Source organism: Methylobacter luteus IMV-B-3098, assembly GCF_000427625.1.
GTDB classification, from domain to species: domain Bacteria; phylum Pseudomonadota; class Gammaproteobacteria; order Methylococcales; family Methylomonadaceae; genus Methylobacter; species Methylobacter luteus.
Window position 1 is genome coordinate 4180480 of record NZ_KE386569.1, and the last position, 10262, is coordinate 4190741.

General features: G+C 64.1%; 2 protein-coding genes. Both read left to right on the top strand.

The window, feature by feature from the left end; translation table 11 throughout:
• Window positions 1-253, top strand: a 253-nt coding sequence (locus METLU_RS26205; protein WP_036243393.1) for a phosphopantetheine-binding protein, incomplete at its 5' end; no start/stop codon positions are given.
• Window positions 250-10262: non-ribosomal peptide synthetase (locus METLU_RS26210; RefSeq protein ID WP_051300126.1), on the top strand; the 10013-nt coding region annotated here is incomplete at its 3' end. The genes METLU_RS26205 and METLU_RS26210, both read left to right, overlap by 4 nt.

The window sequence follows — 10262 nt, forward strand, 5'->3', positions numbered from 1 at the left end:
GTATGAAGCGCCGCAAGGCGAGACCGAACAAGCCCTGGCGGACATCTGGGCCGAGTTGCTCAAGATCGACCAGGTCGGCCGTCACGATAATTTCTTCGAACTGGGCGGGCATTCCTTGTTAGCGATATCACTGATTGAAAAGATGGGGCAGAGGGGATTAGTCGCGGACGTGAGAGTGGTATTTACCGCCCCGACTCTGGCCAAGCTGGCCGAAGCCGTGGAAGAAGAACAAATTATGGAGATTAGAATATGAAAATTGCCGCGCTATTACAGCAACTCAGCGAAAGAAACGTCTCACTCGCCATTGAAAATGACGAGTTGGTCATTCTTGGAAAAAAGCAAGCATTAGCCCCCTCATTACTTGCCGAGTTGCGTGACACCAAGCCCGCCTTGATTGAGTTTCTAAAGTTAAACGGCCCCATCACCGCCAACAAGCCTGTTGCTGATTCTCTGGATAGTTCGCAATTATTGAATCTGGCACCTGAGTATGTTGACCAAATCACGGCCGCCGTGCCGGGCGGGGCGGCCAACGTGCAGGATATCTATCCGCTGGCGCCGCTGCAGGAAGGCATTCTGTTCCACCATTTGATGGAGTCCAAAGGGGATGCCTACCTGCTGCCGTACCTGATGGCGTTCGACACGCGCGAACGTCTCGACGGGTTCTTGGCGGCCCTGCAGGCGGTGGTCGACCGCCACGATATCCTGCGCACTGCCATGGCCTGGGAAGGTCTGCCGGAACCGGTACAGGTGGTCTGGCGCTCAGCGAAACTGGCGATTGAGGAGGTCGTCATTGACCCTGAAGCAAATGATGCGGCCGAACAATTGTCGGAGCGTTATCATCCGAGACATTATCGCGTCGACGTGAGAGTCGCGCCGTTGATCAACGGCTTCACCGCCTATGACCCCAAGGAAAAGCGCTGGCTGCTGTTGCTGTTGACTCACCACTTGGCGATCGATCACACCACGATAGATATCTTGCTGGAGGAGATCCTGATGCACCAGCTGGGCCAGGCAGAGCAACTGCCGGCACCGCTGCCGTTTCGCAATTTCGTCGCGCAGGCCCGGCTGGGGATGGCCCCGGAAGAGCACGAAGCCTTTTTCCGCGGCATGCTGGCGGATGTCGATGAGCCGACGGCGCCGTTTGGTCTGCTCGACGTCCTGGGCGACGGCAGCCGGATTCAGGAAGCCAGGCTGACCGTCGCCACGGATTTGGCTCGACGGCTGCGGCAACAGTCCCGAACCCTGGGCATCAGCGCCGCCAGCCTGTTCCATCTGGCCTGGGCCGCGGTGTTGGCGCGGACCTCCGGGCGCGAGGACGTGGTGTTCGGCACGGTGTTGTTCGGGCGCATGCAGGGCGGCGAGGGCGCCGGCCGAACGTTGGGGATGTTCATCAATACCCTGCCGCTGAGAGTGCAGCTGGCCCAGGGCGGCGTCCTGGACCAGGTCCGTGACGTGCAGAGCCGGCTGGCCGGCCTGCTGCGCCATGAACATGCGCCGCTGAGCCTGGCGCAACGCTGCAGCGGTGTGCAGGCGCCGGCACCGTTGTTCAGCGCACTGCTCAACTACCGGCACAGCCAGGCCGCCGCGCCGGCGGACAGCGCCGCTGCCTGGCAGGGCATCGAAGCCCTGTCAGCGGGCGAAGAGCGCACCAACTACCCGATCGTGTTATCCGTGGACGACCTGGGCGAAGAGTTTACGCTGACGGCGCAAACCCTGCCGCCGGCGGCGCCGGAACGGCTGTGCGCGATGATGCACACGGCGCTGGACAATCTGATCACGGCCCTGGAAAGCGCACCGGATACCGCCATGGGCCGGATCGGCGTGCTGCCGGAGGCCGAGCGCCGCCAGGTGCTTTACGACTGGAACGCCACCCGGGCCGATTATCCGCAAGAGCAATTGCTGCATGAGCCATTTGAAGCCCAGGCCGCCCGGCAGCCTGATGCCATGGCGGTGGTGTTCGGAGATCAGGCGCTGACCTACGCCGAGCTCAACATCAAAGCCAATCAGCTGGCGCACCATTTGCGTAGTCTGGACGTAGGACCTGATGTCCTGGTCGCGATCTGCATGGAGCGCAGCCTGGAAATGGTAGTGGGTTTGGTGGGCATCCTGAAAGCGGGCGGCGCCTACGTACCTCTGGATACGGCCTACCCGGAAGACAGGCTGGCCTACATGCTGAGCGATGCAGCGCCCAAGGTGCTGCTGACGCAAGAGCACCTTAAGAAACACCTGCCAGCCACGAAAGCTCAAGTGATTGCGCTGGATCGGGACTGGCGCAAGATCGCCGAACAGGCGGACACGAACTTGCCGCCGCAATCGCTGGGCCTGAACCCGGCGCATCTGGCCTATGTCATCTACACCTCCGGCTCCACCGGCCAGCCCAAGGGCGTCATGGTGCCGCACGCCGGCGTGATGAACCTGGTCAGCTGGCACAACCGGCAGTTCCAGGTGAGCGCCGCCGACCGGGCCACGCAGCTGGCGGGCCTGGCTTTCGACGCCAGCGCCTGGGAAACCTGGCCGTACCTGTTGGCCGGCGCCTGCCTGCACCTGGTCCGGCCCGAAATGCTGGGCCAGCCGGAGGCATTATGGCAGCAGCTGGCCGACGACCGCATCACTGTGGCGTTCATGCCGACGCCATTGGCGGAACTGATGCTGGCGGCGCCCCGGCCCGAGCATCTGGCCCTGCGCTGTCTGCTGGCCGGCGGCGACCGGCTGCACGGTTATCCGCCGGCCGGATTGCCGTTCGAACTGGTCAATAACTACGGCCCCACCGAGAACAGCGTGGTTTCGACCTCCTGCCCGGTGCCGGCCGGAAAAGAAGGCCTGCCGCCGATCGGCAAGCCCATCGCCAACACCCGTGTCTACCTGCTGGACCCTCAACTCGAGCCCGTTCCGGTCGGCGTCATGGGCGAACTGTATGTGGGCGGCGCCGGACTGGCGAGAGGCTATCTGAACCGGCCCGAGCTGACCGCCGAACGCTTTATCCAAGATCCGTTCAGCGATGAACCCGAAGCCCGGCTGTACAAGACCGGCGACCTGGGCCGCTGGCGGGAAGACGGCAGCATCGAATTCCTCGGCCGCAACGACTTCCAGGTCAAGGTGCGCGGCTTCCGTATCGAACTGGGCGAGATCGAGGCCCGGCTGGCCGAACATCCGCAGGTCCGGGAAACGGCGGTGCTGGCCCGCGAAGACGGTCCCGGCGACAAGCGCCTGGTGGCCTACTACACGGGTGACGCCGAACTGACCGTGGACAGTCTGCGCGCGCACCTGGCCGAGACATTGCCCGAGTACATGGTGCCTGTCGCCTTCGTGCACCTGGAGGCGCTGCCGCTGACCGCCAACGGCAAGCTGGACCGCAAGGCGCTGCCGGCGCCGGAGGGCGATGCTTATGGCGCACGTGAGTATGAGGCGCCGCAAGGCGAGACCGAACAGGCTTTGGCCGCCATCTGGGTCGAGCTGCTCAAGGTCGATCAGGTAGGTCGCTATGATAACTTCTTCGAACTGGGCGGGCATTCGCTGCTGGCAGTGTCCTTGATCGCGCGCATGCGCCAGGCCGGACTGAACACCGACGTGCAGGCCTTGTTCGCCGCACCGACGCTGGCCGGGCTGGCTGCCGCAGTCGGCGGCGATTCCCGGCAGGTCATGGTCCCGCCTAACGGTATTCCGGCCGATGCGACGGCCATTACCCCGGACATGCTGCCGCTGGTGGCCCTGTCTCAGGCCGATATCGACCGCATCACGGCGGCCGTGCCAGGCGGGGCGGCCAACGTGCAGGACATCTATCCGCTGGCGCCACTGCAGGAAGGCATTCTGTTCCACCATTTGATGGAGTCCGAAGGGGACGCCTACCTCTTACCCTCTTTGTTGGCTTTCGATAACGCCGAGCGGTTACAAGAGATCGTGGTTGCACTGCAGGCGGTGATTGACCGGCACGATATCCTGCGCACTTCCGTGGCCTGGGAGGGATTGCCGGAGCCCGTGCAGATCGTGTGGCGCCAAGCTTCGCTGAGCGTAGAGGAGGTCATCCTGGACCCTGAAGCGGGCGATGCGGCCGGACAATTGACGGAACGTTACCATCCGAGACATTACCGCTTCGATGTGCGCCAGGCGCCGTTGATGCGGGTTTATACAGCCTATGACAAAGCCAACGACCGTTGGCTGTTGTTGCTGCTGATGCATCATTTGGTGTCCGACCACACCGCGCTTGCATTGCTGATGGAAGAGGCGCGGGCGCATCTGCAGGGACAGGCGGATCAGCTGCCGGCGCCGCTGCCGTTCCGTAACTTCGTCGCGCAGGCGCGTCTCGGAATCAGCCGGGAAGAGCACGAAGCCTTTTTCCGCGGCATGCTGGCGGATGTCGACGAACCGACGGCGCCGTTCGGTCTGCTCGACGTCCTGGGCGACGGTAGCCGGATTCAGGAAGCCAGGCTGACCGTCGCCACGGACCTGGCGCGACGGCTGCGGGAACAAGCCAGGACCTTGGGCATCAGCGCCGCCAGCCTGTTTCATCTGGCCTGGGCCATGGTGTTGTCGCGGACTTCCGGGCGCGATGACGTGGTGTTCGGTACGCTATTGTTTGGGCGCATGCAAGGCGGCGAGGGCGGCGAGCGGGTGCTGGGAATGTTCATCAACACCCTGCCGCTGAGAGTGCAGCTGGCCCAGGGCAGTGTCCTGGAACAGGTCCGTGACGTACAGAGCCGGCTGGCCGGCCTGCTGAGGCATGAACATGCGCCGCTGAGCCTGGCGCAACGCTGTAGCGGCGTGCAGGCGCCGGCGCCGCTGTTCAGCGCACTGCTCAACTACCGGCATAGCCAGGACGACGCCCCGGCGGACAATGCCGCCGCCTGGCAGGGCATCGAAGTCCTGTTGGCGGGCGAAGAGCGCACCAACTACCCGATCGGATTGGATGTGGACGACCTGGGCGAAGGGTTTTCGTTGACCGCGCAAACCCTGCCGCCAGTAGCGCCGGAACAGCTGTGCGCCCTGATGCACACGGCGCTGGAAAACCTGATCACTACCCTGGAAAGCGCACCGGACACCGCCATGGACCGGATCGGCGTCCTGCCGGAGGCCGAGCGCCGCCAGGTGCTTTACGGCTGGAACGCCACCGGGGCCGACTATCCCCAGGACCGCTGCGCCCATGAACTGTTCGAGGCCCAGGCGCTGCAAACACCCGATGCCGAAGCCCTGGTATGGGACGGCGGCCGGCTGAGCTACGCCGGGCTCAACGTCAAAACCAATCAGCTGGCCCACCATTTGCGCAGCCTGGGCGTGAAGCCCGACGACCGGGTCGCGATCTGCGCCGAGCGCGGGCCGGACATGATCATCGGCCTGCTGGCCATTCTCAAAGCCGGCGGCGCCTACGTGCCGCTGGACCCGGCCTATCCGGCAGACCGGCTGGCCTACATGCTGACCGACAGCGCCCCGGTGGTGGTGCTGATACAAAGCGGTTTGGCCGCGCGCTTCGCCGACTGCGCGCCGACCGTACCACGCCTGCTGCTCGACGCCGACCCGGCGCCCTGGGCGGCACAGTCCGGCGCCAACCCGGACCCGCAAGCGCTGGGCCTGACACCCCATCATCTGGCCTACGTCATCTACACCTCCGGCTCGACCGGACAGCCCAAGGGCGTGATGATCGAACACCAGTCCCTGGTCAATTATGCGCTGGGAGCGGCCGAGGTGTTCGGGCTGACTGGCACCGATACCGTCCTGCAGCAAAACTCCCTGAATTTCGACCTGTCCGTCGAAGAGATCTTCCCGGCGCTGCTGTCCGGGGCGACGCTGGTGCCGAGCGAGCGGCTGTTCGGCATGGACAGCGAGAGTCGCCCGACCTTCGTGCATCTGACCGCGGCGCACTGGCATACCCTGGTGGCCGAATGGGAACGCTCGCCGGACAAGGCGCGCGAGCAACTGGCCGGCGTGCGCTTGCTCAACGTGACCGGTGACGCGCTGTCGCCGCAAAAGCTGCAAGCCTGGGAAGCGCTCTGTCCCGACAAGCAAACCAAACTGGTCAACACCTACGGCCCCACCGAAGCCACCGTCTCCTGCACGGCCGCCTACGTCAAACACAACCCCGAGATGGCCAGCGTCACCATCGGCAAGCCGATGGCCAACACCCGCATCTACTTCCTCGATGCTCAGGGCGAACCGGTTCCGATCGGTGTCGCCGGCGAACTCCATGTCGCCGGCGACGGCGTCGCCCGTGGTTACCTGAACCGGCCCGAGCTGACCGCCGAGCGCTTTATCAAGGATCCGTTCAGCCACGATCCCGAGGCGCGGTTGTACAAGACCGGCGACCTGGGCCGCTGGCTGGCCGACGGCAGCATCGAATTCCTGGGCCGCAACGACTTCCAGGTCAAGGTCCGCGGCTTCCGCATCGAGCTGGGCGAGATCGAGGCCCGGCTGGCCGAACACCCGGCGGTCCGCGAAACGGCGGTGCTGGCCCGCGAGGACGGCCCCGGCAGCAAGAAGCTGGTGGCCTACTACACCGGCGACGCCGACGTGACGGTGGACCGCCTGCGCGCGCATCTGGCCGAGACGCTGCCCGAATACATGGTGCCCGCCGCCTTCGTGCACCTCGAAGCGCTGCCGCTGACCCCGAACGGCAAGCTGGACCGCAAAGCCCTGCCGGCGCCGGAGGGCGATGCCTACGCCGTACGCGGCTATGAAGCGCCGCAAGGCGAGACCGAACAGGCCCTGGCGGCCCTCTGGGCCGAGCTGCTCAAGATCGAGCAGGTCGGCCGCCACGATAATTTCTTCGAACTGGGCGGGCATTCGCTGCTGGCCGTGACCCTCATCGCGCGCATGCGCCAGGCCGGGCTGAACACCGACGTGCGGGAATTGTTCGCCGCGCCGACGCTGGCTGGGCTGGCGGCGCTGGCCGACCACGGCAGCCACGCCGAGCAACTGGTCGTCCCGGCCAACCGCATTCCGGCCGGCTGCACGGCCATTACCCCGGACCTGCTGCCGCTGGTCAGCCTGTCTCAGGCCGATATCGACCGCATCACGGCCGCCGTGCCGGGCGGAGCGGCCAACGTGCAGGACATCTATCCGCTGGCGCCGCTGCAGGAAGGCATTCTGTTTCATCACCTGATGGACTCCGAAGGGGATGCCTACCTGATGCCGGTCCTGATGGCGTTTGACACGCATGAGCGTCTCGATGGGTTCTTGAGGGCCCTGCAGGCGGTGATAGCACGCCATGATATCCTGCGCACTTCCATGGCCTGGGAAGGCCTGCCGGAACCGGTACAGGTGGTCTGGCGTACAGCGAAACTGGCGATTGAGGACGTCATTCTGGACCCTGAAGCCAATGATGCGGCCGAACAATTGGCGGAACGTTACGATCCGAGACATTATCGCCTCGACGTGAGAGCCGCGCCGATGATCAACGGCTTCATCGCCTATGATCTCAGGGAAGGGCGCTGGCTGCTGTTGCTGTTGGCTCACCATTTGACGTTCGATAACACCGCGCTGGACCTCCTGCTGGAGGAGATCCGGATGCACCAGTTGGGCCAGGCAGAGCAACTGCCGGCGCCGCTGCCGTTCCGCAACTTTGTCGCGCAGGCGCGGCTGGGGATGGCTCCGGAAGAGCACGAAGCCTTTTTCCGCGAAATGCTGGCGGATGTCGACGAACCGACGGCGCCGTTCGGTCTGCTCGATGTGCAGGGTAACGGTTCAGGGATCGAAGAAGCGAAGCAGGATCTCGACCTCGATCTTGCCCGGCGCCTGCGGGATCAGGCCAGGAGCCTGGGCATCAGCGCCGCCAGCCTGTTTCATCTGGCCTGGGCCAGTGTTTTGTCACGGACCTCCGGACGCGATGACGTGGTGTTCGGCACGGTACTGCTCGGGCGCATGCAGGGCGGCGAGGGCGCCGAACGGGTGCTGGGGATGTTCATCAATACTCTGCCGCTGAGAGTGCAGCTGGCCCAGGGCAGTGTCCTGGAACAGATCCGTGAAGTGCAGGATCGGCTGGCCGGCCTGCTGCGTCATGAACATGCGCCGCTGAGCCTGGCACAGCGCTGCAGCGGCGTACAGGCGCCGGCGCCGTTGTTCAGCGCACTGCTCAACTACCGGCACAGCCAGGACGACGCCTCGGCGGACAGCGCCACCGCCTGGCTGGGCATTGAAATTCTGTCATCGGGCGAAGAGCGCAGCAACTACCCGATCGTACTATCCGTGGACGACCTGGGCGAAGGGTTTTTACTGTCGGCGCAAACCCTGTCGCCGGCGGCGCCGGAACGGCTGTGCGCCCTGATGCATACGGCGCTGGACAACCTGATCACGGCCCTGGAAAACGCACCGGACACCGCCATGCGCCGGATCGGCGTCCTGCCGGAGGCCGAGCGCCGCCAGGTGCTTTACGACTGGAACGCCACCCGGGCCGACTATCCCAAGGACCGCTGCGTCCACGAACTGTTCGAGGCGCAGGTTGCCCGGACTCCCGAGGCCGACGCCGTGGTATGGGACGGCGGTCGGCTGAGCTACGCCGAACTCAACGCCCGGGCCAACCGCCTGGCGCATCACTTAATCGGCCTCGGCGTCAACGCCGGCGATTACGTCGCGCTGCTGATAGAACGCTCGGCCGATCTGATAGCGGCCGAACTGGCCGTTTTGAAATGCGGCGCGGCTTACGTGCCCCTGGATCCGGATTATCCAGTCGAACGTCTGGCGTTCATGATCGAAGACTGCGCCGCGAAAATCGTTCTGGCGGGCAAAGACACCGAACTGGCCGACGCGGTTTGCGTGCGAATCGAAACCGCGCTGGCGCATCAGACACGGGACGACAATCCAGACCTGCCGCTGCATAGCCAGTTGACTGCTTATGTGATGTATACATCAGGCTCTACCGGACAGCCCAAAGGCGTGGAGATTCCTCATCGTGCGATCGGGCGGCTGGTATTGAATAACGGCTATGCGGAAATAGGGCCTAGTGACCGAGTGGCTTTCGCTGCCAATCCGGCCTTTGACGCGACCACCTTTGAAGTGTGGGCACCGCTGCTTAACGGTGGCTGCACTGTGGTGGTTGACCAAACCGCCTTGTTGGAACCGGAACATTTTGAGCAAATACTCAGACAGTATGGCGTCACTGCGTTATGGCTGACCGTCGGTCTGTTTAACCAATACGCCGATACGCTATCAGCGGTTTTTTCACAGCTGCGCTATTTGCTCGTTGGCGGAGACAGTCTTGATCCACGCATTATTTCCCGTGTAGTCCGCTCGAATCCGCCTCAACACCTGCTAAACGGTTATGGTCCGACCGAAACGACGACTTTCGCAGCCACCTACGAAATCACTGCCGTTCGTGAAGGGGCCCGGAGTATTCCTATCGGCCGTCCCATCGCCAACACCCGCATCTACCTGCTCGATGCGCAGGGCGAACCGGTTCCGGTGGGGGTTGCCGGCGAAATCCACGTGGCCGGCGACGGTGTCGCCCGCGGCTATCTGAACCGGCCCGAACTGACCGCCGAGCGCTTCCTGGCCGATCCGTTCAGCAACGATCCCCAGGCGCGGATGTACAAGACCGGCGACCTGGGCCGCTGGCTGACAGACGGCGCTATCGAATTCCTCGGCCGCAACGACTTCCAGGTCAAGGTCCGCGGATTCCGCATCGAGCTGGGCGAGATCGAGGCGAAGCTGGCAGCTTGCGCCGGTGTGCACGAGGCCGTCGTCATTGTGCGTGAAGACCATCCCGGCGACAAGCGCCTGGTAGCCTATTTGACAGCCATGCCCGATGCCGACCTGAACATTGATGATCTGCGCATGCAATTGAAGGAGGTCCTGCCCGAGTACATGGTGCCTGGCGCTATTATGATCCTGGACGCTTTGCCGCTGACCCCGAACGGCAAGCTGGACCGCAAAGCCCTGCCGGTGCCGGATGTCGGCGCCCTCCAAACGCAGCAGTACGAAGCGCCGCAAGGTGATCTGGAGGAAGCCCTGGCGGCGATCTGGCAGGATATCCTCGGGATCGATCGCGTCGGACGCCACGACCACTTCTTCGAGCTGGGCGGCCATTCGCTGCTGGCGGTGCAGATGATCACCCGCATCCGGCAGGGCATGGGATGCGAGCTGGCCTTGCGCGACCTGTTCGACCATCCGGTCCTGCAGGACCTGGCCAGACAGCTGCAACAGAGCGATGCAAATACTCTCGCACCGATCGAGCGAGCCGATCGCAGCCAGCCTTTGCCGCTGTCTTTTGCCCAACAGCGGCTCTGGTTTATCGCCCAAATGGAAGGCGCCAGCGAAGCCTACCATATCGCCGGCGGGAT